We start from the raw sequence: 21,969 nt of genomic DNA on the forward strand, positions 1-21,969 counted from the left end.
AAGCAATTATGGCGCACCCGGATTCGCCCCTTTCCACCGGGGGGCCGCAAGGGCCGAACGGGCCAATGTGAGAGTGTGGAAAGGTTGAGCCGAAAAACGCCGACCGAAACCGGCCGGTCCGCCACCGGCTCGTTCCGCCGCGCCTAGCGGCTCGCTCCGGCGCGCGCCGACGACTCGATCCGCCGCGCGCCACCGCGCGCCCCGCTCCGTGCGCCGCGCGCCGCCGTCTCCCCTGGCGTCTCGGGCCCCTCGGGTGACTCGGCCGGCCCGCCACCCCCGTCAACGCCGACGAGGGCCGCCGCGCGACGCGACGACCCTCGATCACCGGGGCACGAGAGCGACTCTCGCCCACCGGGGCGCTACAGGGACATGCGGAACTCCTCCGCCGCCCGCAGGAAGATGTCGTTCGCCTCGACCTCGCCGATCGTGATGCGCACGCCGTCGCCCGGGTACGGACGGACGATCACGCCCGCCTTCTCACAGGCCGCCGCGAAGTCCGCGGTGCGCTCGCCCAGCCGCAGGAAGACGAAGTTGGCCTGCGACTCGGGCACCGTCCAGCCCTGTCCGACGAGCGCCTCGTAGACCCGGGCCCGCTCCGCCACCAGCGCCTCGACCCGCTCCCACAGCGCCTCCTCGCTGCGCAGCGAGGCGATCGCCGCCTCCTGGGCGATGTGGCTCACCCCGAAGGGGACCGCCGTCTTGCGCAGCGCCGCCGCGACCGGCTCGTGCGCGATCGCGAAGCCGATGCGCAGTCCGGCCAGCCCGTACGCCTTGGAGAAGGTGCGCAGCACGCAGACGTTCGGCCGGTCCCGGTAGAGGTCGACGCCGTTGGGGACCTGCGGGTCGCGGATGAACTCCAGGTACGCCTCGTCCAGCACCACCAGGATGTCCGAGGGGACCCGGTCGAGGAATCGTTCCAGCTCCTCGCGGTGGAGCACGGTGCCGGTGGGGTTGTTCGGGTTGCAGACGAAAATGAGCCGGGTGCGGTCGGTGATCGCGGCCGCCATCGCGTCCAGATCGTGCGCCTCGCCCTCGGTGAGCGGCACCTGGACCGAGGTGGCCCCCGCGATCTGGGTGATGATCGGGTACGCCTCGAAGGACCGCCAGGCGTAGAGCACCTCGTCGCCCGGACCGGCCGTCGCCTGCACCAGCTGCTGCGCGACGCCGACCGAGCCGGTGCCGGTGGCGATGTGCTCCGCCGGTACGCCGAAGCGCTCGGCGAGCTCGGCGACCAGGGCCGTGCAGGCCAGGTCGGGGTAGCGGTTGATGGTGCCGGCGGCGCGCGTCGCCTGCTCCAGCACCCCCGGCAGCGGCGGATACGGGTTCTCGTTGGAGGACAGCTTGAAGCTCACCGGACCGTCGGCGGCCGCCGGCTTGCCGGGCTTGTACGTCGGAATGCCATCCAGCGCAGCGCGCAGCTTGGGGCTCTTCTCAGACACCGCAGGTCCTCCTCGACCGCTCCGAGCACATCAGCACATCAATACTGCACACCTTAAGAGGATTCGCGGCTGCTCCGTAAGGACCAAAGGTCCAGGGATCCGGGGATCGGCGACACACACCGGATCGGGTGGGAGGAGACGCGAGGGCGCGGACCCGGCGCTCCCCGCGCGCTTCCGTGCGCGGGTGGCGGAAGCGGTGGCGCGCTTCACCCGTGCAGGTGAGTTGAGACCTCTTCGAAACATGGACCAATCGCCAGGTGTAGATATGCCAGGGGCCTCCGGAGGCTTACCTAATCTTCCAACTACCTGCATTTCCAAGGTAGTTAGCGCAAGCGGTCTTGCAGAATCGTGCCTTCCCAGGGCCGTTTGGGGGACCCCGCAGACCTGCCACCCGAGCCCTACTATCGGCTCGCCATGACAGCAGCAGGGAAGCACCAGGTGAGCCGGTCGGCCGGCCGCCGGTTGGGGCGGGCGGGCATCCGGGACGTGGCCGCCGCAGCCGGTGTCTCGATCACGACTGTCTCCGACGCGCTCAACGGCAAGGGCCGGCTCCCGGACGCCACCCGCCGCCATGTCCGCGAGGTCGCCGACCGACTGGGCTACCGCCCGTCGGCGGCGGCCCGCACGCTCCGTACCGGCAAGTCAGGGCTCATCGGCCTGACCGTGACGACCTACGGGGATGAACCTTTCACCTTCACCGAATTCGCCTATTTCGCGGAGATGGCCCGGGCCGCCACATCGGCGGCCCTGGCCCGCGGCTACGCCCTCGTCATCCTGCCCGCCACCTCCCGCCACGACGTGTGGTCCAACGTCGCCCTCGACGGCACCGTGGTCATCGACCCCTCCGACCACGACCCGGTCGTGGCCGAGCTGCTGCGCCAGGGCATCCCGGTGGTGAGCGACGGCCGCCCGGCCGGCACCCTGCCGGTCACGGCCTGGGTCGACAACGACCACGAGGCCGCGGTGGAGGGGCTGCTCGACCACCTCGCGGACGCCGGGGCCCGCCGCATCGGGCTGCTCACCGGGACCACGACCGACACCTACACCCGGCTCTCCACCACGGCGTATCTCAACTGGTGCCGCCGGGTCGGCCAGGACCCGGTGTACGAGGAGTACCCGGCCCACGACCCGTGCGCCGGGGCCGTCGCCGCCGACCGACTGCTCGCCCGCCCCGACCGCCCCGACGCCGTCTACGGCCTGTTCGACCCCAACGGCACCGACCTGCTCGCCGCCGCCCGGCGCTACGGGCTGCGGGTCCCGGACGACCTGCTGCTGGTGTGCTGCAGCGAGTCGGCGGTGTACGCCAACACCGAGCCGCCCATCACCACCCTGTCCCTCAAGCCGCGCCGGATCGGCACCGCCGTCGTCCAGCTGCTGATCGACGCCATCGAGGGGCTGGACAGCGAGCGCCCGGTGGAGCAGGTGATACCGACCGAGCTGATGGTGCGCACCTCCTCCCAGCGTCGGCCGCCGCGCACCACGATCAGCCCGCAGCGGGGCCCCGCGGGCGACTGACGGCACGGCGAGCGAGCCTCGGACCGGCTCGCGGACCTGCTTCGGAGCGGTCCGGGCCGGGGCTTCGGACCGGAGCAGCTCCGGAGCAGGTCCCCGGATCGGGCCGCCGGCTCGTCCGCACGCCCGGGCGGTGGGGCCCGGTAGGTCCGCCGCGGACGCCGTGGCGCCTGCCGGGCCCGCCCCGTGGGGCGGACGCGCGGCCTTCGGGCGGCTGACGGCCGGCCGGGCGAAGCCGGACTAGAGTCGGAGCGGACCGCCTACCGGGCCAATTCGGGAGAAAATACCGGCCGAGTGGAGCCTCACCTCGATTGACGGCACCCTGGTGCGTCACAAGCCCTGACGGTCATTCCTATGATGGGCGGACGACACCGTGGACCGCCCTCGACCAGGCACGGTCCACAAGGTGCACGGCGGCGCGATGGTGGAGGGGTCGATGACTCAGGGGGCCGGTCTGGGACCCACGGCACGGACCACGGCGGACGTTCCGCCCGTACCCGCGTACGCCGCGTCGCCCGCGCCCGTACCCCCGCCCGTGCGCACGCGCCCTTATGCCACCACCGAGCCCCGCGCCACCTCGCCGCAGCCACCCCACCCGGTGCCGCCGGCGGAGTACGCCCCGCCGGCCGGTGACCAGCCCGCGCCCGCCCCGCCGACCGCGGAGCACGCCCCCGCGCGGCAGCCCGCGGCGGAGCACCCGCAGGCCCAGCGCCCCACCGCTCAGCCGCCCGTCGCGGAGCACGCCCACGCGCCGCACCAGGCCGCCGGCCAGCCGCACCCGCACCACCCGGCTCCGGAGCCCGCCGCACCGCCTCGGCACCCGGGCGCCGAGCAGCCGCGGCCCGTCGTCGCGGAGCACCCGCACCACTCCGAGCACCCGCCCGTGGCCCCTCCCGCGCAGCCCCCGCGCCCCGAGCACCGGGAGCCGGAGTACGTCGAGCCCGCCGAGTACACCCCCACCGAGCGCAGCCTGCCGCTGATGGGCCCGGGCCACACGCTGCCGGACACCCCGCTGGTGCCGCCGGGGGGGCTCCCGGACCGCCCGACGGTGACCCTCACCCCGGTGCCCGACCCGGCCCGCGGCGGAGCACCCGAGGGCCCCGGCCCGCTGTACGTCGTCGGCGATGTGCACGGCTACCACGACGAGCTGCGCGAGGCGCTGGCCGCCGAGGGGCTCATCGACGCCAAGGGCGACTGGGCCGCGGGCAACACCCGGCTGTGGTTCCTCGGCGACTTCACCGACCGCGGCCCGGACGGCATCGGCGTCATCGACCTGGTGATGCAGCTGTCCGCCCAGGCCGCCGCGGCCGGCGGCTACTGCAAGGCACTCATGGGCAACCACGAGCTGCTGCTGCTGGGGGCCAAGCGGTTCGGCGACACCCCGGTCAACTCCGGTGCCGGGACCGCCTCGTTCCAGGCCGCCTGGCTGCTCAACGGCGGCCAGCGCACCGACATGGAGCGACTCCAGGACCACCACCTGCAGTGGATGGCGCGGCTGGACGCGATGGCCGAGGAGGACGACCACCTGCTGGTGCACTCCGACACCACCGCCTACCTCGAGTACGGCGACTCGATCGAGGCCGTCAACGACGCGGTGACCGAGGCGCTGCAGCGCAGCGACGCCGACGAGTGCTGGGAGCTGTTCCGCAAGTTCACCAAGCGGTTCGCCTTCCGCGACGAGGAGGCGGGGCCGCAGGCGGTGCGGGAGCTGCTGGAGACCTACGGCGGCCGGCGGCTGGTCCACGGCCACAGCCCGATCCCGTACCTGCTCGGCGAGGTCGGTTCGGAGGACGGCGAGGACGACGGCACACCCTCCGTGGACGGTCCGCATGTCTACGCCGACGACCTCGTGGTGGCGATGGACGGCGGCGTCACGATGGCCGGAAAGCTGCTGGTCGCGCAACTTCCCCTGGCCGGCTGAGGATTCGACGGAAGGCCGTGTGGGCGGGTGGGGAGTTCCACCCGGGCGGGGCCAATTCGGGAAACACCCTGTCACCCCGTCCAGGATCCGCTCTACCATCGGCTTATCCGTAGCAAGGCTCTCCTCCGTTTCCGCCCCACTGCCCGGCACCACCCGGCCGGCACCAAGGCCCTACGGAGCATCGGGGGACCCACATGAACAGCGCTCCGCACCTGCTGAAGGAGGACCGCCCGGAATTCGAGCGCGTCCTCAACGAGGCACTGCGTTCCGCGGACCGTCACCCTGAGCTGGCCGCCATGGGACGACAGCTCACCACCGCGCAGCTGCGCACCATGGCGCTCAGCGCCTCCGCCGCCATTTCCGCGTGCGCGGCCGCCGAGTACCAGGCGTATGTGGAAACGCGCGAGCGTTTGCGCGCGCCCGCGCCGCGCGATCCGCACACCGCAGAGGGCGATGGCGGCTCGTCCGACCCGGAGGGCGACGCGGCGCCGGGGCTCGGGAGCGGCCCCGGTCCCGGTCCCGGGATAGTGGCCGTTGTGGCCGTGCTGGCGCCGGTGCTGGCCGGCGCCGCCTCGGTGATCTTCCTCATCTTCGGCTATGCGCTGCGGATGATCCACCCCGCTCCCTCCATCGCCCAGCCGATGGTCACCGCCGGCTGGCTGTTCGCCGCCCTCACCGCGGCGGGCATCCTGCTCGCCGCGGTCGGTCTGCTGCTCACGGCGGTGCGCAACGGCGCCAGCGCGATCCGCGGCGCGGCGGCCCTGGAGCGGGCGGAGGAGGTGGCGCGGGCCAGAGAGACCTGGCGCCGGGCGCTGCTGGAGCGCGGCGTGCTGCCGTTCCTGCACGAGGCCCTGACGGAGGCCGCCGCGTCCCCACCTTCCGCGGCGGCCTCCCCGCACCCTCCCCGCTCGGTCGAGGGCGCCGGCCGCACCCCCCACCTGGGCTACTCCCGTCCCGGCTTCAGCACCGACGGCGACGGTGGCCCCACCACCCGTCCCCGCTTCAGCAGCCCGGACTTCACCAGCCCCGACTTCGGGGGCCCTGAGCACGGACCGGAATAACGGGAGGACCCGAAGCCGCCTTCATGGAACGCGACTTCGGGCCGTCCACTCCGCGCGTCAGTCGGCGATCGGGAGATAGACCCGGTTGCCGGACGCGGCGAACTCCTTGGACTTCTCGGCCATTCCGGCCTCGGCCTCGTCCATTTCCCCGCCGTGCTGGCGCCGGATGTCCTGCGAGATCTTCATGGAGCAGAACTTGGGACCGCACATGGAACAGAAGTGCGCGGTCTTCGCGGGCTCCGCCGGAAGCGTCTCGTCGTGGAATTCGCGGGCGGTGTCCGGGTCGAGGGCCAGATTGAACTGGTCCTCCCAGCGGAACTCGAAGCGGGCGTCGGAGAGGGCGTCGTCCCACTCCTGGGCGCCCGGGTGGCCCTTGGCCAGATCCGCCGCATGGGCGGCGATCTTGTAGGTGATGACGCCGGTCTTGACGTCGTCCCGGTCCGGCAGGCCCAGGTGCTCCTTCGGGGTCACGTAGCAGAGCATCGCGGTGCCCCACCAGGCGATCATCGCGGCGCCGATGCCGGAGGTGATGTGGTCGTAGGCGGGCGCGATGTCGGTGGTGAGGGGACCGAGGGTGTAGAACGGCGCCTCCTCGCAGATCTCCTGCTGGAGGTCGATGTTCTCCTTGATCTTGTGCATCGGGACATGGCCCGGGCCCTCGATCATGGTCTGCACGTGGTGGCGCTTGGCGATCCGGTTGAGCTCGCCCAGCGTGCGGAGCTCGGCGAACTGCGCCTCGTCGTTGGCGTCGGCGATGGAGCCCGGACGCAGCCCGTCGCCGAGGGAGTAGGTGATGTCGTAGGCCGCGAGGATCTCGCAGAGTTCCTCGAAGTTCTCGTAGAGGAAGTTCTCCCTGTGGTGCGCCAGGCACCAGGCGGCCATGATCGAGCCGCCGCGGGAGACGATGCCGGTCTTGCGGCGGGCGGTCAGCGGGACGTACCGCAGCAGCACGCCGGCGTGGACCGTCATGTAGTCGACGCCCTGCTCGGCCTGCTCGATGACGGTGTCCTTGTAGACCTCCCAGGTCAGCTCCTCGGCCTTGCCGTCGACCTTCTCCAGCGCCTGGTAGAGCGGGACGGTGCCGATGGGGACCGGGGAGTTGCGCAGCACCCACTCGCGGGTGGTGTGGATGTTGCGGCCGGTGGAGAGGTCCATGACCGTGTCGGCACCCCAGCGGGTGGCCCAGGTCATCTTCTCCACCTCCTCCTCGATGGAGGAGGTGACGGCGGAGTTGCCGATGTTGGCGTTCACCTTCACCAGGAACCGCTTGCCGATGATCATCGGCTCGATCTCCGGGTGGTTGACGTTGGCGGGGAGCACCGCGCGGCCCGCGGCGATCTCCTCCCGCACCACCTCCGGGGAGACGTTCTCGCGGATCGCGACGTACTCCATCTCCGGGGTGATCTCCCCTCGGCGGGCGTAGGCCAGCTGCGTCACCGGCTGCCCGTCGCGGCCGCGGCGCGGCAGCCGGGGCCGGCCGGGGAAGACCGCGTCGAGGTTGCGCAGCCCGCCGCGCGGCGAGGTGTGCTTGATCCCGTCGTCCTCGGGGCGCGGTGGACGGCCGGAGTACTCCTCGGTGTCGCCGCGCGCCACGATCCAGTTCTCCCGCAGCGGCGACAGCCCGCGCCGGACGTCCGTCTCGATGTCGGGATCGGTGTACGGGCCGGAGGTGTCGTACAGCGTCACGTCCTGGCCATTGGTGAGGTGCACCTGACGGACCGGGACCTTCAGGTCCGGTCGCGAGCCCGCGATGTACGACTTGTGCCAGCCGATCGCGCGCGTGCGTGCATCCTGCATGGTCATGAGACCCACTCCCTACGCCGGCATTACCCGGTAACAGGTTCAGCGGTCGACGCAGCGGCTTCCGTACGTGTCCGTTCCGTACGGAGGTCAGCGCCCTCTCAGCCCGGTGCTCCGAGCTCCCGCGATTGCAAAGGTGCCCCAACGCTAACGGTTGCTCCGGCGTGCTGAACAGGGGGATGGACTTTCCTTGCGATGATCGAACGGTGAGCCCCTCAGCACAGCCCCCACCGCACCCCCCGTCCAGCGAACCGCCCGCCGCACCCGGAGCGGGCGGCGACCACGGCGGCGGCCCCGGCGCCGGATCCGGCGGCGGCCATGGCCATGCGCACGGCCATGGTCACGGCCATGGTCACGGCCATGGCCCCGCCACCCCGGTCTCGGCCCACCTCCGCAAGATCATCGCCGCCGTCCTCATCCCCTTCACCGCCGCCGTCGTCGTCGGCCTGGTCGTGCTGTGGCCGGGCGGGGCGCCCGAGGGCAAGGGCGGCGAGCGCTCCGGCCTCGGCTTCGACCAGCAGACCGTCTCCGGCCGGGTGGTGAAGGTCGAGGAGGTGAAGTGCGCCGACGTCAACGCGCAGCCGCAGGCGCCGCCGCCGGGCGAACCGGGGCAGCCGCCGCAGGGAGAGCCCCCGGCCGAGGGGGACGACCTCTGCAAGCGAGCGACGATCGAGGTCACCTCGGGCAAGGACAAGGGCCGCACGTTCTCCGAGATCGTGCAGCCGAACGCCTCGCGGCAGTACTCCACCGGCCAGGAGTTGAAGCTGGCGTACGCGCCCAAGGCGCCCGAGAACCTCCAGTACTCGGTCAGCGACATCGACCGGTCGGTGCCGATGGCCGTGCTCGCCGCGCTGTTCGCGCTCGCCGTGGTGGCCGTGGGACGGCTGCGCGGCGTCTTCGCGCTGCTGGCGCTGGCCATCAGTTTCGCGGTGCTGACGATGTTCATCCTGCCGGCCATCCTCCAGGGGTCGAACCCGCTGGTGGTGGCGGTCATCGGAGGCAGCGCGATCATGCTCATCGCGCTCTATCTGTGTCACGGACTGACCGCCCGCACCTCGGTGGCCGTTCTCGGGACGCTCATCTCCCTGCTGCTGATCGGGGTGTTGGGCTCGGTGTTCATCGAGTGGGCGGCTCTGACCGGCGACACCGACGACCTGACCGGCCTGGTGCACGGCCTCTACCCGGACATCGAACTCCAGGGCCTGCTGCTGGCGGGCGTCATCATCGGCTCGCTGGGTGTGCTGGACGATGTGACGGTCACCCAGACCTCGGCGGTGTGGGAGCTCAAGGACGCCGACCCCGAGGCGGGTTGGCGCAAACTGTACGCATCCGCGATGCGGATCGGACGGGATCACATCGCTTCGGTGGTCAACACGCTGGTGCTGGCCTATGCGGGCGCCTCGCTGCCCCTGTTGTTGCTGTTCTCGATCGCGGACAGCAGCGTCGGCACGGTGGCCACCAGCGAGCTCGTCGCCCAGGAGATCGTGCGGACGCTGGTCGGCAGCATCGGGCTGGTCGCGTCGGTGCCGGTGACCACCGCGCTCGCCGCGCTGGTGGTCTCCGCCGACCGCGGACCGGCGGGCGCCGGGCGCGGCGCCGCACGGGCCGGGGCGGGCGGCAAGGACGGCGCGTCCCAGATCGGGGCGGGCGGCCGCGGCCGACGCCGGCGGGCGAAGCCGCGCGGGCGATAGGAGCCCGCGCGGCACGCCGCCGAGGGACCGGGCCGCACGGGCCCGGTCCGCCTCCGTCCGCGTCAGCGGACCTCAGCCGGCGTAGCCGTCCTCAGCCCGCGCCAGCCGTCCTCCCGCCTCAGCGGACCTCCGCCCGCGTAGCCGTCCTCCCGCCTCAGCGGACCTCCGCCCGCGTAGCCGTCCTCAGCCCGCGCCAGCCGTCCTCAGCCCGCGTAGCGGTCCTCCGCCAGGATCCGGTCCAACTCCGCCTCCAGATCGCCCACCGGGTCGATGGCGGTGCGCTCCTCGCCGAACGGCACCAGCCGGTCCGTGCGGTCCAGGAACGCCACCAGCGGGGCGGCGGCGGAGCGGAAAAGGGCCCGCTCGCCGCCCACCTGGAGCCGGATGAAGACGTCGGAGAGGCCCTTGGGGGAGGTGGGGGCGATATGGACATCGCCCTCGCCGATGGGTCCGCTGAGCCCGTCGAGCAGCAGCTCCCGGGCGAACGCCCAGGTCACCGGGGCGTCTCCGGGTAGATGGAAGGTGATCTCCACCGCGTACGGGTCGGCGCTGTCGTATCCCAGCTCGACCGGGATGCGGAAGGAGAGGTCGTGGGAGACCACGAAGGACATCGTCACTTCCGCCTGGACTGTGTCGCGCATGTCTCGCATCGTTCGCCGCCCCGAATTCGATTGGGAATGGCCAGGTTTGGATGCCAAGCCCTCTTGACGCCATGCTCCGCCGAGGGCTGACTGATCACAAGGAGTGGGTCTTCAGATACCGAAAGAGAACGCGAGCGTGCTGATGACCCGGTCGACTCTGGAGCGTAGCGAACCGCTTGCGGAACGGAGTCATCGTGCGCGGATCAAGGGCCTGGAAATGGCCAGCGCCTCCGCCCCGCTCAGCCGAAATCGGTGCGATCGATGGGCTCGATGCGGCCGATGTGCTCGATGTGATCAGGGCCGGCGCATACACCGCGCCCCGCTGCTCCGTCGCCAACAGGCACCCCCTGGGTGTGTCTTCACAGGAGTAATGCCTCACGGCGGCGGATGGGTGCGCGATGTCCCTCCCGAGGCGTACTTGTGGGGCGTTGACACGACGGCAGTAGGACTTCCGCCATGGGCGGGTGATGACTTTCCCATGGGCGGGGAGTGACGCCCGCCCGGGCGGCGCGGGAGTTCGTCAGGGGTGGTGTCGCAAGATCACCAATCGCGGCGCGACGAGGAGGCGGTGAATTTCCGGACCGCGTAGATCAGTCCGCCGACGAGCGCCACCAGAAGCAGGATCCGGAAGACCAGCCAGAGGACGACGCTGACCACGCTCATGATCAATCCGCCGAAGACCGCGAGCACCAGCACCGGAATGGCGATCCACGTCACCCACCACGGCAAACCCTTGAAGATCTTGGTGGTCACACTCGGTCCCTGCCTTCTCCTGGAATCCGTCGTCTCGCACTTTCGATGCTAGGACGCCAAGACGGGGAAATCCGGCCGCGCGGCCCCCGTCCGCCCCTGACCGTCCCCCTACGGGGTGGCCGGGGCCGCGTCGGCTCCGAGGCGGAGGAGCCGCCCTTGTGGGCTTAGCCCTCCGGCGGGGAGAAGACCACGACGACCCGCAGATCCTCGCTGATGTGGTGGAACTTGTGCGCCACACCGGCCGGCACGTACACCACGCTGCCGCGCGCCACCTGTGTCGTCTCCATGCCGACCGTGATGGACGCGCGTCCGCTGACCACCAGATAGACCTCGTCCTGGCCGTGCGGCCGCTGCGGGTCCACGGCGCCCGCGTCCAATGCGTACAGCCCCACCGACATATTGCGCTCGCGCAGGAACTGCAGATACGCGCCGTCGTTGGCGGCGCGCTCGGCCTCCAGCTCGTCGAGTCGGAACGCCTTCATGTGATCTTTCCCCTTGTCCGGCCGTGGTCGTCTGCAACGATCTCAACCATGAGGAATTTCCTAGTCAAGACGATCGCCAACGCGGCGGCCCTGGCGGTCGCCATCTGGCTGCTCAAGGACATCACTCTCACCGGAGAGAACACCGGCCGCAAGATCCTCACCCTGCTCCTGGTCGCGCTTCTCTTCGGTGTGGTGAACGCCGTCGTCAAGCCCGTGGTCAAACTGCTGGCGCTGCCGCTGTACCTCCTCACCCTGGGCCTGATCATCCTGGTGATCAACGCGCTGATGCTGCTGTTGACCAGTTGGCTCGCCGGAGAGTTCGACCTCGGCTTCCATGTGGACGGCTTCGGCACGGCCGTGCTCGGCGGCCTGATCATCGCCGTGGTCTCCTGGGCGATGAACGCGATCCTGCCCGATGACAAGGACTGAACACCGTCGAGGATGATGGGGCTCATGAGAGTCCCGTCATTCCGTGTCTGTTTCGTCTGCACCGGCAACATATGCCGTTCCCCTATCGCCGAAGCGGTCTTCCGCGCCCGCGTCGAGGAGGCCGGCCTCGGCGACCTCGTCACGGTCGACAGCGCCGGCACCGGTGGCTGGCACGAGGGGGACGGGGCCGACCGCCGCGCCCTGGCCGTCCTCACCGAGAACGACTACGAGCTCGACCACACCGCCCGCGAGTTCCAGCCCGACTGGTTCGACGAGCTCGACCTGGTGATCGCCCTGGACGGCGAGCACCTGAGCACGCTGCGCGACCTCGCCCCGACCCCCGAGGACGCCGCGAAGGTACGGCTGCTGCGCTCCTACGACCCGTCCGAGCCCGACGACCTGGACGTCCCCGACCCGTACTACGGCGGCATGGACCATTTCCACGAGTGCCTGGAGATGGTCGAGTCGGCCAGCGAGGGGCTGCTGGACGCGGTCCGTGCGGCGGTCGCCGACCTCGGGGTCCGAGCGGCGGTGTGACCATGGGCGGCGAGGACGTGCGCGCCGGCGGGCGCGGGCCCGCGAGCCCGGACCCGGCGCGAGGGACACCCGCGGGCGACGGCGCGACCGCCGGCGACTCCCCGCCGACCGGTCGCGCGCCTGCCGGCGAGGCGAGGCGCCGGGGCGACGCCGACGCCACCCGGGCGGTACGGGCCGGGCTCCCCGACGCCGAGAGCTACCGGCCGAGCCTGCCGGGCCCCGTCTTCGCCGCGCACTACCACCTGCCCGACGCCGTCGACCTCGGGCAGGCCCCGTACGCCTACGGCCGGGACGCCAACCCCACCTGGACGCTGCTGGAACGGGCGATCGGCGAGCTGGAATCGCCGGACGCCGCCGCCGAGACCGTCGCCTTCGCCTCCGGCATGGGCGCGATCTCGGCCGTGCTCTTCTCCCAGCTGCGCCAGGGCGACGCGGTGGTCCTCCCCGACGACGGCTACCAGCTGCTGACCGCCGTGCGCCGGCGACTGGAGGGCTACGGCGTCGAGGTGCGCACCGCGCCCACCGCCGACGACGCGCAGCTGGCCGTGCTGGACGGCGCGCGGCTGCTGTGGCTCGAGACGCCCTCCAACCCCGGTCTGGACGTCTGCGACATCCGCCGACTCGCCGCCGCGGCGCACGCGCGCGGCGCGCTGGTCGCGGTGGACAACACCCTGGCCACCCCGCTCGGCCAGCGGCCCCTGGAGCTCGGGGCGGACTTCTCGGTCGCCAGCGGCACCAAGGCGCTGTCCGGCCACGGGGACGTGCTACTGGGGTACGTGGCCACCCGCGACCCGGAGCTGGCGGGCACCGTGCGCGCGTGGCGCAAGACGGTCGGCGCGATCCCCGGCCCCATGGAGACCTGGCTCGCCCACCGCTCCCTGGCCACCCTCGCGCTGCGGGTGGACCGACAGGCCGCCAACGCGCTCGCCGTGGCCACCGCGCTGGCCACGCGCCCCGAGGTCACCGGGGTGCGCCACCCGGGCCTGCCGGGCGACCCCGCGCACCCGGTCGCGGCCCGGCAGATGCGCGCCGGACGGTACGGCTGCGTGGTCTCCTTCGTGCTGCCGGACCGGGCGCACGCCCGACGCTTCCTCGACGCGTCGCGGCTGGTGGACGACGCCACGAGCTTCGGCAGCGTGCGCTCCACGGCCGAGCGCCGCGCGCGGTGGGGCGGCGACGCCGTGCCGGAGGGCTTCATCCGGCTGTCGGTGGGCGTCGAGGACCCCGAGGACCTGATCGCGGATCTGCTGGACGCGCTGGACCGGGCCGCCGCCCGATCGGCCGACTGAACGCGCCGCACGCCCGCGCTACGCCGCCGCTACGTCAGGCGGGCGTCTCAAGCCTCCCCCCTCGTGGCTTGAGACGCCCCGGCTCTCAGCTTCTAGAGCCGCTCGAACAAGGCTAGTTGACTCTGCGTCAGTGTCCAATCACCGTAGCGACATGGCCCTATCGGCATATTTATAGTTGACCGGCGGCCAGGGCCCGTCGAGCCGAGGGGAACCATATGGATCTGGCCCTCTTACGCACCTTCGTCACCGTGCACCGCGCCGGGTCCTTCACCCGCGCCGCCGCTCTCCTCGGACTCTCCCAGCCTGCCGTCACGGGCCAGATACGCGCCCTGGAGCGGCAGTTGGGACGCCCGTTGTTCCTGCGCAGGGCGCGCGGGGTGACCCCCACGACCGTCGGCGACGAACTCGCCCACAAGGTCGCCCCACACCTGGACGCACTGGTGGAGATCGCCGAGGCCGGGCTGGACGACCCGACCACGCCGCGCACCCTGCACCTGGCCGGGCCCCCGGAGTTCACCGCGCTGCGCGTGCTGCCCGCGCTGACCCCGCTGATCGCCCAGGGGCTGACGGTGCGCACCGCCTTCGGCGGCACCGAGGAGCTGTTCGCCGGGATGGCCGCGGGCCACCATGATCTGGCCATCACCACCGGCCGTCCGCGCGGCCGACTGCTCAGGGCCACCCCGCTCTGTGACGAGGAGCATGTGCTGGTGGCGGCGCCGCGGTGGGCGGCCCGGCTGGGCGGCCAGGCGATGCTCCGGATGAAGGGCGTCGACGCGCTGGAACGCCTCCCGATCGTCGAGGTGCACGAGTGCCTCCCCTTCGTCAGCCGCTACTGGACCACGGTCTTCGACGCCAAGCCGGCCGCGCCCGGCACGGTGATAGCGCCGGATCTGCGCGCCGTGTTGGCCACGGTGGCGGCCGGGGCCGGGCTCGGCGTGCTCCCCCGCTATCTGTGCATGGACGCGCTGGACAGCGGTGAGGTGGTGGCACTGCTCAACCCCCCGGTGCCGCCGCTGCGCACGTACTTCCTGGTCGTCCGGGTCGGAGCGCTCGCCCATCCGCACCTCGCGCGCGCGCACGAGTGGCTGCTGCGTGCCGCCGTGGACTGGTGAACCGGTGTTTCACCGGGCGCCGTGCGCGGCATCTGTCCTCTATGGCCGAACGACTCGTGGTCAAGCGCACCGCCCGCGCCATCCTGCTGGACGGCGTCGGCTCCAGCCTCGAAATGATCGTGATCAAGCGGACCAAGCCCGGTGAGGCTCCCTACTGGATCACCCCGGGCGGCGGGGTGGAGCCCGGTGACGCGAGCGTCGTGGCCGCGCTGCACCGGGAGGTCGACGAGGAGCTGGGGGGCACGGTGACCCGGGTCGTCCCGGCCTTCGTCGACACGGTCTCGCACAGCCTGCACCACGCCGCGCATGGGGTGAAGGTCCAGCACTTCTTCGTCTGCCGACTGGAATCGATGGACTTGTCCCGGCGGCACGGCCCCGAGGTCGAAGAGCCGTGCGGGGAGTACGAGGTGGTGCGCATCCCCTTCACCCGCAAGGGGATCGCCTCCGTGGACGTGGTGCCGCCCTCGCTCGCCGCCTACCTCGACGCCAACATCGAGGGCGTGCTGGCTTTGCTCGCCGACGACTTCGGCGTCGCCGGATAGCGCCGTCCCGGGCACCCGCCCGGCGCACGGTCGTACGACGGGCGAGACGGTCAGCCGAACCAGTGGGTGAACGGCTGCCCCACGGCCAGATCCGGGCGCTCCGCGCGGTCCAGCGTGCGCCGCACCTCCCGGTGCCACCGCTCGTGGTGGGCCGTGGCTCGCTCCGCACGGCGCTGGGGCGCCTGGGCCGCGGCGCCGAAGAAGTCACCGCCCTTGCGCCGGTGGTCGTCCGTCCCCCAGTCCCGCTCGCGGTCGCCGTCGGTCTCCCCGGGGGCCGCACGGCCGCTCCGGCCGACCGGGTCGCCCTCGCGGTCGACGGCGCCGCGCGGCCGGGGCGGATCCGCCCTGCGCAGCCGGGGGATGTGCTTGGAGCAGTGGACGTACGCCTCCTCGACCGTGATCTCGACCCAGATCACCGCCCGGCGGCCGGGCACCGGGTCGACCGGAACCCCGGGCCGCTCGGCGCGCAGCTCGGCGTCGTCCAGCAGCCGGGCCCGCCCGTTGACGTGCAGGCCGATCCGGTCGCGGACGAAGTCGACCAGAAGCAGGCCGACATGGGGGTTCTCCTCGATGTTGCCGAGGCTGGCCAGCACCCCGTTGCCCCGGTACTCGGGGTAGGCGAGCGTCCGGTCGTCGAAGACGCGGAGGAAGCCGGGCGGTCCGGCGCGGAAGGTGTTGTCGCACTCGCCCCGCCGGTCGGCGGTGGCCAGGAAGAACATCTCCTGGCGGGCGATGAACTCCCGCATCCGGGAGTTGAGCCGGTCCAGCACCTGCTCGTCGTAGAAGCGGTCGGCGCGCGCGGTGGTGTCGAGGCGCTGCTGGAGCGCGCGCTCACCCTCGCTGCCCGGCCTGGCGGCGGCCCCCCGGACCGGAGCGGGACCCTGGGCCGGCACGCCGCCCAGGGTCGGGACGGGACCCCGCGCGGGCACGCCGTCCAGAGCCGGGACGGAACCCCGGGCCGGCACGGCGCCGGGCGGCGGCGCGTCGGTCTCCCACCTCATCTCGGCCTCCCATCCCATCTGGGCCTCGTGGTCTGCTCGCGGCCCCAACTCAGCTCCCGGCCGCGACGAGTTCTTCGACGGAGTCATGGCGTATCCGGTGGGACGGGATGCCGATGCCCTGAAGGGCGTGCACTCCGCTGCGGATCATTCCGGGTGGGCCGGACAGATAGGCGTCATAGCTGTTCCAGGGTCCGTACTTGCGCACGGCGTCGGGAAGCCGGCCGCTGATCCCGTTGGTCGGGCCGTCCGCGACGACCGGCCGGACCGCGAGCCACGGATGCGACTTCGCCAGCCGCAGCATGGTGTCGATGTCGTAGAGGTCCTGGTCGCTGCGGGCGCCGTAGAAGACCTCGACCGGGCGCTGTCGCCCGTGCTCCGCGACGTCCTCCACCAGCGCCTTGATGGGGGCGATGCCGGTGCCACCGCCCAGGCACAGCAGCCCGTTGTCGGTGCTGTGGTCCACGGTCATGGAGCCGGCCGGGGGACCGAGTCGGATCACGTCGCCGGGTCGGGCGCGGTGCACCAGGGCGGTGGAGACCCAGCCCGCCGGGACCGCCTTCACATGGAAGGCGAGCAGGCCGTCCGGGCGGGGGGCGGCGGCGAAGGAGTAGTGCCGCCACACCCGAGGCCACCACGGCGTCTCCAGGGAGGCGTACTGCCCGGCGAGGAACGGGTAGGGCTGGTCGGGCCGGAGGGTGAGCACGGCGATGTCGGAGGTGCGCCGTTCGTGGGCGACCACCTCGGCGTTCCACCAGGCGGGAGCCCGCAGCTCGTCCTCGGCCGCGGCGTCGATCATGATCTGGGAGATGGCGGTGTAGGCGCGCACCCAGGCCGCCTCGGTCGCCGCGTCCCAGGACTCCGGGGCGTAGCGGATGAGCGCGTCGATCAGACACTCGCCGACGGCCGGGTAGTGCTCGGCCAGCGTGCCGTACTTGCGGTGGCCGCGGCCGAGGTGGGTGAGGTACTCGGTGAGGATGTCGGTGTCGTCGACGTGCTTGGCGGCGGTCAGCAGCGCCTTGAAGAGCCGGTCCCGCTGGGCGTCCATGGCGGCGGGGAACAGGTCCCGGACCCCGGGGTTGCGGAGGAAGAGCAGCGCGTAGAAGTACGAGGTCGCCTTGTCGGCGATCGGCTCCAACTCGGCCATGGTGCGACGGATGAGGATCGCGTCCGGCGACGGGGCGGTCGTCTCGCGCGGGGACTCCACGGCCGGGAGCGGCGGCGCGGCGGGCGGCATCGGCCCGGGGAGCGGCGGCGCGGCGGCGGGCATCGGCCCTGGTGGGGTGGAGGGCGTCGACGGTGCCGGGGCCGGGGTGGGCGGAGCCGGAGTGGTCGGGGCCGGCGCGGGCGAGGCCGGGGTGATGGGGGCCGGGGCGGACGGGGCCGGCGCTGTCGGGGACACCGCACCGGCCCGCGCGGTCGGCGCTCCGGCGGGGAAGGGGGCTGAGACCCCGCTGGCCGGGGCCGCGGGCGCGTCCCGTCGGGGCGGTTGGGTACGGGCCGGAGCCGGAACCGGTCCGGCGCCCGGTCTGGTGGCGGCGGGACCGGGTGCCGCCTCCGCGGGGCGCTGGTGCCCGATCCGGGCCGGCACCGACGACGTCGACGCCGGTGCCGGTGCCGACGCCGGGGACGGGGACGGGGCTGCGGGGGCTCGATACGGGGCGGAGGCGGGGGCGGCGGCCGTCCGGTGCAGGGCGGTCGCCGGGGCGGCCGGGGCCGGGCCGGAGACCCGTTCCCACTGTGCCGGTGCGGGCCCCGCCGCCGGCTCGGTACGACGCTCCGGCGCGCCGCCCTCCGGCCCGGCCGGGCTCACCGACCGGCCGGACGGGTGCGGTGCTCCGCCCTCCGAGGCCCAGGCCCGGCCGCCGGGGCCCGGCCGGCGCGGGTCGGCCGCGGAAGGCGTGTCCGGGGTACGGGCCGCGGGGCCCGCGGGGTCGGGGTGCTCCGCGGGCCGTGTGTGCTCAAGGCGACCGGTGTGCTCGGCCGGCTCTCCGTACGCCGTGTTCGCCGGATACAGGGTGGGCTCGACGAGCTCGGCGTACTCCACGCCCTTGCCGCTCCCCCTGCTCGGGGTGAACCAGCCCCAGTCGCCGCTGTTGCCGCCGGAGTCGTCGCCGTCGGACGACGTGGTGGTCGGAGCGTCCATGGTTGCCTCGCCTCGAACATCTCTCTGCCGGTCTTCGCACGTCCACGGCGGTCCGCGATCGAGAGAGCGGAGACGCCGTGCGGTGCCCTGCGCATTCCCGTTCCGGTGCACTCGGTCCAGCCGGTCTTCGAACGTTCGAAGCCGGCCGCGTATCCCGTCGTGCAGCATGCCAGCAGTCCTGGGTGGCATAGGACAAAAGCCGGAAGTCCACGTGGCGGGAGCCGATTTACCCTAGGGTGGTCGGCTGTCGCGGCACCGCGCTCCGTGCCCTGCCGGCGGGTAACCGCAGTCGACCCTACCGGCCTGGAATAAATGCACAACCCCCCGCCGTGAACACCTCACCCATCGCGGCATTAACGGTAATTACCCGCGGTTACCCACCAATTCGTATGCCTCGCGGAGATCCCTCCCGGCATACGTGTATGACGCGATTCCACTGAGATGATGGTCGGCGTTCACCGCCACCGACCGCGGGAGCACGGCGAACAGTTCGGCGTCCGACATCGAGTCCCCGTACGCCACGCAGTCGGCCCGGGTCAGTCCGTACTCCGCGCAGAGCTCGTCGGCGATCCGCACCTTGGCGGCCGGGGTGAGGATGCCCGTCGGGTCCACCGGATCGCGGAACGGCACGGCGGGCCAGTGCGAGCCGCGCGCCGCGTGGGCGCCCCAGTCCAGCAGTCGTTCCACGAAGAAGTTCGGCGAGAGGGAGATCACCGCGCAGCGCTCGCCGCGGGCCCGGATGTCCGCCCACACCTCCCGGATCCCGGCCAGCCAGGGCGCTCCGTCGAAGGCGGCGGTCACCTGCGCCTCGGACAGGTCGCCCCACAACGCGCAGGCGCGCTCCGCGAACCGCGCCGTGCTGAGCCCGCCGGCCGCGAACTCCCGCTCCAGCTCGCCGATCTCCCGCTCGACGCCGAGCTGCCGGGATATCTCGATCGCGGCGGCCGACCCGTGGATCAGCGTGCCGTCGAGGTCGAACAGATGCAGTCTGGTCATGGCCCGAGGGTAGGGGTGGGTCTGGGGACGGCCCGGTACCGGCGTCTCCCGGCCGAGCCGCCCCCGGACACGGCCCGTGCACGGGAGCGGCCGTGCACGGGGCAGCCGTGCCACGGAGGCGGCCGTGACACGGGAGCAGCCGTGACGCCGGGGGCCGGTGGCTCCGTCCTCGCCTCCCCGGCCCGCCGCGGTCGGTGCGTCAGTGCGTGGAGGCCGCGGCCTCCTCCACGGTCGAGGTCGCCGCCGCGCCGCCGCGCGTCACGATCCGACCACCGCTCGCGGCGCGCCGCTCCAGGGTGGCGGAGAGGATGGCGGTGCCGAGGGCGGCCGCGGCCATCGCGGCGCCGACCCAGCTGGTGGCCGTGTAGCCCAGGCCGCCCGAGATGACCAGGCCGCCGAGCCAGGCGGCGAGGGCGTTGCCGAGGTTGAAGGCGCCGATGTTGGCCGCGGAGGCGAGCGTGGGGGCGGTCGGCGCCTGGTCCATCACCCGCTTCTGGAGCGGCGGCACGGTGGCGAAGCCGAGCGTGCCGATGAGGGCGAGGGTGACGGCCGCGGCGACCTTGTCGTGGGCGGTGAAGGCGAAGAGGGCGAGGACCACGGCGAGACCGCCCAGGGAGACGTAGAGCATCGGCATCAGCGCGCGGTCGGCGAAGCGCCCGCCGATCAGGTTGCCGACGACCAGTCCGAGCCCGAACAGGACGAGCAGCCAGGCCACGGAGGACTCCGCGTATCCGGCGGCCTCGGCCATCATGGGCGTGATGTAGGTGATGGCCGAGAAGACGCCACCGAAGCCGAGCACCGTCATGATCATGGCCAGCCAGACCTGCGGGTTGCGGAAGGCGGCCAGCTCGCTGCCGAGCCGTGCCGCGGCCGGGCCCGGGCGGGCCGGAACGAGCGCGGCGATGCCGGCCAGGCCCAGCAGGCCGAGCGCGGCCACGGCGTAGAAGGTGGCGCGCCAGCCGAAGTGCTGCCCGATCCAGGTGCCCATCGGCACGCCGACGACGTTGGCGATCGTCAGGCCGGTGAACATGGTCGCGATGGCCTTGGCCCGCTTGTCCGGAGCGACGAGGTCGGCGGCGACCACCGCTCCGATGCCGAAGAACGCGCCGTGCGAGAACGAGGCCACCACTCGGCCGGCGAGCAGCAACCCGAAGGTGGGGGCGAGGGCGGAGAGCAGGTTGCCCGCGATGAAGACGCCCATGAGCAGCATCAGCATCTGCTTGCGGGTGAAGCGGGTGCCGAGGAGCGTCAGCAGCGGGGCGCCGACCGCGACACCGAGGGCGTACCCGGTGGTCGCGTATCCGGCGACGGGGATGGAGACGTCGTAGGTGTCGGCCACCTCGGGCAGCAGACCCATGATCACGAACTCGGTGGTGCCGATACCGAAGGCGCCGATCGCGAGCGCCAGCAGGGCGAGAGGCATAGGGGGTTCCTCGGTCGGGGTGCGCGGGCGTCCCGGAGCGGGATCCATTGCGCCAGAACGTAAGACGCGAACACAATAGTTGCAGACGCGCTTTACTTGCAAGGGCTGACTATTTCGCTGTTGCCCTATCCTGGGAGGGGGCCGCGTCAGGGGAGGCCCCGGCGACATCGGAAGAGGAGGGCCCATGCCGCGACAGCAGGAGCCGAAGACCGTCGAGGACGGCGCGACCGGCGACCCCGGGGGCGGACGGGTGCTGGCGCAGGGCTGGTGCGCCCTGTCCTCCCTGCACGGCCGCATCGAGTCCCATGTCGAGCGCGCCCTCCAGGCGGGGCACGGGCTGAGCGCCCGCGAGTTCTCCGTCCTGGACGTGCTCAGCTACCAGCACGAGGGGGACGGCGGGCACCTCCAGATGCACCAGCTCGCCGATGTCGTCGTGCTGAGCCAGAGCGCCACGACCCGGCTGGTCAGCCGCCTGGAGGAGCGCGGTCTGCTGTCTCGCTACATCTGCCCGACCGACCGGCGCGGGATCTACACGGACGTGAGCCCGGCCGGTCTCGCGCTCCTGGAGGAGGCGCGCCCCACCAACGAGTCCGCGCTGCGTGAGGCCCTCCAGGAGGCCGCCCGGCGCCCCGAGCTGGCCCCCCTGGTCGAGGCCGTGAAATCCCTGCGAGCGACGGGGCCCTGGGCCCTCCTGTCGCCGCGGAAGACCGCGGCGCGCCGCTGAGCGCCGGCGCGCGGGTACGCGGGCGAGACGGGACACGGGGGCGAGGTGACCACGCCGCCGGAGGGAACGCGCAGCCGGACGGGACGACCGTCATCCCCGGGCTGTCCCGGCGCGGGGCCGCCCGCTCCCTCATCGAGGCGGTGCGCGTCCACGCCGACGAGCGCGGCGGCGGGCTCGGCACCCTGCTGATCGAGTGGGCGATCGAGCGAGTGGGCGATCGAGGAGTCGCGCCGCCCGGGCTGCCGACTGGTGCAGCTCACCTCGGACGCGACCGGCACCGACGCGCACCGGTTCTACGAGCGGCTGGGATGCGCCGCCTCCCGTGTGGGCTTCAAGCTCCGGCTCGGCTGAGCGCCCGCGAAGCGGGGCCCGACGCGGCTGAGCGTCTGCGGAACGGGGCCCGACGCGGCTGAGCGCCCGTGGGACGGGGCGGGCCCGGCGGCGGGCCCGCCCCGTTCCGGTTCATCCGGGCG

The 21,969-nt window shown here is 72.6% G+C and carries 19 protein-coding genes, 1 pseudogene and 1 riboswitch; of the genes and pseudogenes, 11 read left to right on the forward strand and 9 right to left on the reverse strand.

What is annotated here, in order from left to right; all coding sequences use genetic code 11:
• Positions 1-359: 359 nt before the first annotated feature.
• Positions 360-1,439, reverse strand: a complete 1,080-nt coding sequence (gene hisC / locus CD790_RS11650) for a histidinol-phosphate transaminase (RefSeq protein ID WP_144383100.1) — start codon at positions 1,437-1,439, stop codon at positions 360-362.
• A 414-nt stretch (positions 1,440-1,853) separates the two neighbouring features.
• Between hisC and CD790_RS11655 the strand changes: the two genes are divergently transcribed.
• From CD790_RS11655 to CD790_RS11670, 3 genes are all read left to right on the forward strand, one after another.
• Positions 1,854-2,954 (forward strand): LacI family DNA-binding transcriptional regulator, encoded by a 1,101-nt coding sequence (locus CD790_RS11655; protein ID WP_144383101.1) that lies wholly within the window; start codon positions 1,854-1,856, stop codon positions 2,952-2,954.
• Between the two features lie 532 nt (positions 2,955-3,486).
• A complete protein-coding gene (locus CD790_RS11665) occupies positions 3,487-4,872 on the forward strand; it encodes a metallophosphoesterase (protein ID WP_399217347.1) in 1,386 nt (461 codons plus the stop codon).
• A 194-nt stretch (positions 4,873-5,066) separates the two neighbouring features.
• Positions 5,067-5,933 (forward strand): hypothetical protein, encoded by an 867-nt coding sequence (locus tag CD790_RS11670; protein WP_144383102.1) that lies wholly within the window; start codon positions 5,067-5,069, stop codon positions 5,931-5,933.
• A 57-nt stretch (positions 5,934-5,990) separates the two neighbouring features.
• On the opposite strand, the gene thiC is transcribed toward CD790_RS11670, so the two are convergent.
• The gene (thiC, locus tag CD790_RS11675; RefSeq protein WP_144383103.1) at positions 5,991-7,736 is read right to left on the reverse strand and encodes a phosphomethylpyrimidine synthase ThiC; all 1,746 of its coding nucleotides are present in this window, start codon (positions 7,734-7,736) and stop codon (positions 5,991-5,993) included.
• Positions 7,729-7,869, reverse strand: a riboswitch (TPP riboswitch). Its footprint overlaps the gene before it by 8 nt.
• A 43-nt stretch (positions 7,870-7,912) precedes the next feature.
• Between thiC and CD790_RS11680 the strand changes: the two genes are divergently transcribed.
• Positions 7,913-9,424, forward strand: coding sequence for a YibE/F family protein (locus CD790_RS11680; protein ID WP_186318998.1), 1,512 nt, complete (start codon positions 7,913-7,915; stop codon positions 9,422-9,424).
• A 203-nt stretch (positions 9,425-9,627) separates the two neighbouring features.
• On the opposite strand, the gene CD790_RS11685 is transcribed toward CD790_RS11680, so the two are convergent.
• From CD790_RS11685 to CD790_RS11695, 3 genes are all read right to left on the reverse strand, one after another.
• Positions 9,628-10,065, reverse strand: a complete 438-nt coding sequence (locus CD790_RS11685) for an SsgA family sporulation/cell division regulator (protein WP_144383105.1) — start codon at positions 10,063-10,065, stop codon at positions 9,628-9,630.
• A 540-nt stretch (positions 10,066-10,605) separates the two neighbouring features.
• A complete protein-coding gene (locus CD790_RS11690; RefSeq protein ID WP_144383106.1) occupies positions 10,606-10,818 on the reverse strand; it encodes a DUF5326 family protein in 213 nt (70 codons plus the stop codon).
• A gap of 164 nt (positions 10,819-10,982) precedes the next feature.
• A complete protein-coding gene (locus tag CD790_RS11695; RefSeq protein ID WP_144383107.1) occupies positions 10,983-11,300 on the reverse strand; it encodes a cupin domain-containing protein in 318 nt (105 codons plus the stop codon).
• A gap of 48 nt (positions 11,301-11,348) precedes the next feature.
• On the opposite strand from CD790_RS11695, the gene CD790_RS11700 reads away from it, so the two are divergent.
• The 5 genes from CD790_RS11700 to CD790_RS11720 all read left to right on the forward strand — a co-directional run bounded on the left by CD790_RS11700 (position 11,349) and on the right by CD790_RS11720 (position 15,209).
• The gene (locus tag CD790_RS11700) at positions 11,349-11,729 is read left to right on the forward strand and encodes a phage holin family protein (RefSeq protein WP_144383108.1); all 381 of its coding nucleotides are present in this window, start codon (positions 11,349-11,351) and stop codon (positions 11,727-11,729) included.
• A 24-nt stretch (positions 11,730-11,753) separates the two neighbouring features.
• On the forward strand, positions 11,754-12,266 hold the full coding sequence (locus tag CD790_RS11705; protein ID WP_144383109.1) for a low molecular weight protein-tyrosine-phosphatase: 513 nt from the start codon (positions 11,754-11,756) through the stop codon (positions 12,264-12,266).
• A gap of 2 nt (positions 12,267-12,268) precedes the next feature.
• On the forward strand, positions 12,269-13,555 hold the full coding sequence (locus tag CD790_RS11710; protein WP_144383110.1) for a cystathionine gamma-lyase: 1,287 nt from the start codon (positions 12,269-12,271) through the stop codon (positions 13,553-13,555).
• A 215-nt stretch (positions 13,556-13,770) separates the two neighbouring features.
• Positions 13,771-14,667: a LysR family transcriptional regulator gene (locus CD790_RS11715; RefSeq protein WP_144383111.1), complete on the forward strand. Its 897-nt coding sequence runs from the start codon at positions 13,771-13,773 to the stop codon at positions 14,665-14,667.
• A 41-nt stretch (positions 14,668-14,708) separates the two neighbouring features.
• Positions 14,709-15,209 carry an NUDIX domain-containing protein gene (locus tag CD790_RS11720; protein ID WP_144383112.1) on the forward strand — a complete coding sequence of 167 codons (501 nt, stop codon included), beginning with the start codon at positions 14,709-14,711 and terminating at the stop codon, positions 15,207-15,209.
• A gap of 50 nt (positions 15,210-15,259) precedes the next feature.
• Here CD790_RS11720 and CD790_RS11725 read toward each other — a convergent pair whose 3' ends face one another.
• The 4 genes from CD790_RS11725 to CD790_RS11740 all read right to left on the reverse strand — a co-directional run bounded on the left by CD790_RS11725 (position 15,260) and on the right by CD790_RS11740 (position 20,772).
• Positions 15,260-16,210 (reverse strand): pyridoxamine 5'-phosphate oxidase family protein, encoded by a 951-nt coding sequence (locus tag CD790_RS11725; RefSeq protein WP_222108238.1) that lies wholly within the window; start codon positions 16,208-16,210, stop codon positions 15,260-15,262.
• A 49-nt stretch (positions 16,211-16,259) separates the two neighbouring features.
• Positions 16,260-18,353: a globin domain-containing protein gene (locus CD790_RS11730; RefSeq protein WP_144383113.1), complete on the reverse strand. Its 2,094-nt coding sequence runs from the start codon at positions 18,351-18,353 to the stop codon at positions 16,260-16,262.
• A 363-nt stretch (positions 18,354-18,716) separates the two neighbouring features.
• Positions 18,717-19,349 (reverse strand): HAD family phosphatase, encoded by a 633-nt coding sequence (locus tag CD790_RS11735; RefSeq protein WP_144383114.1) that lies wholly within the window; start codon positions 19,347-19,349, stop codon positions 18,717-18,719.
• Between the two features lie 199 nt (positions 19,350-19,548).
• Positions 19,549-20,772, reverse strand: a complete 1,224-nt coding sequence (locus CD790_RS11740) for an MFS transporter (RefSeq protein ID WP_144383115.1) — start codon at positions 20,770-20,772, stop codon at positions 19,549-19,551.
• Positions 20,773-20,956: 184 nt separating this feature from the next.
• Here CD790_RS11740 and CD790_RS11745 point away from each other — a divergent pair, with 184 nt between their 5' ends.
• Both CD790_RS11745 and CD790_RS36800 read left to right on the forward strand, forming a co-directional pair.
• Complete coding sequence (locus CD790_RS11745) at positions 20,957-21,496, forward strand: MarR family winged helix-turn-helix transcriptional regulator (protein ID WP_144383116.1); 540 nt, start codon at positions 20,957-20,959, stop codon at positions 21,494-21,496.
• Positions 21,433-21,847, forward strand: a pseudogene (locus tag CD790_RS36800) (GNAT family N-acetyltransferase). Before CD790_RS11745 ends, CD790_RS36800 begins: the two are co-directional and overlap by 64 nt.
• The last annotated feature ends 122 nt before the right edge of the window (positions 21,848-21,969 follow it).

This window comes from Streptomyces sp. SAJ15, assembly GCF_007595705.1.
In the GTDB taxonomy this organism is placed as follows: domain Bacteria; phylum Actinomycetota; class Actinomycetes; order Streptomycetales; family Streptomycetaceae; genus Streptomyces.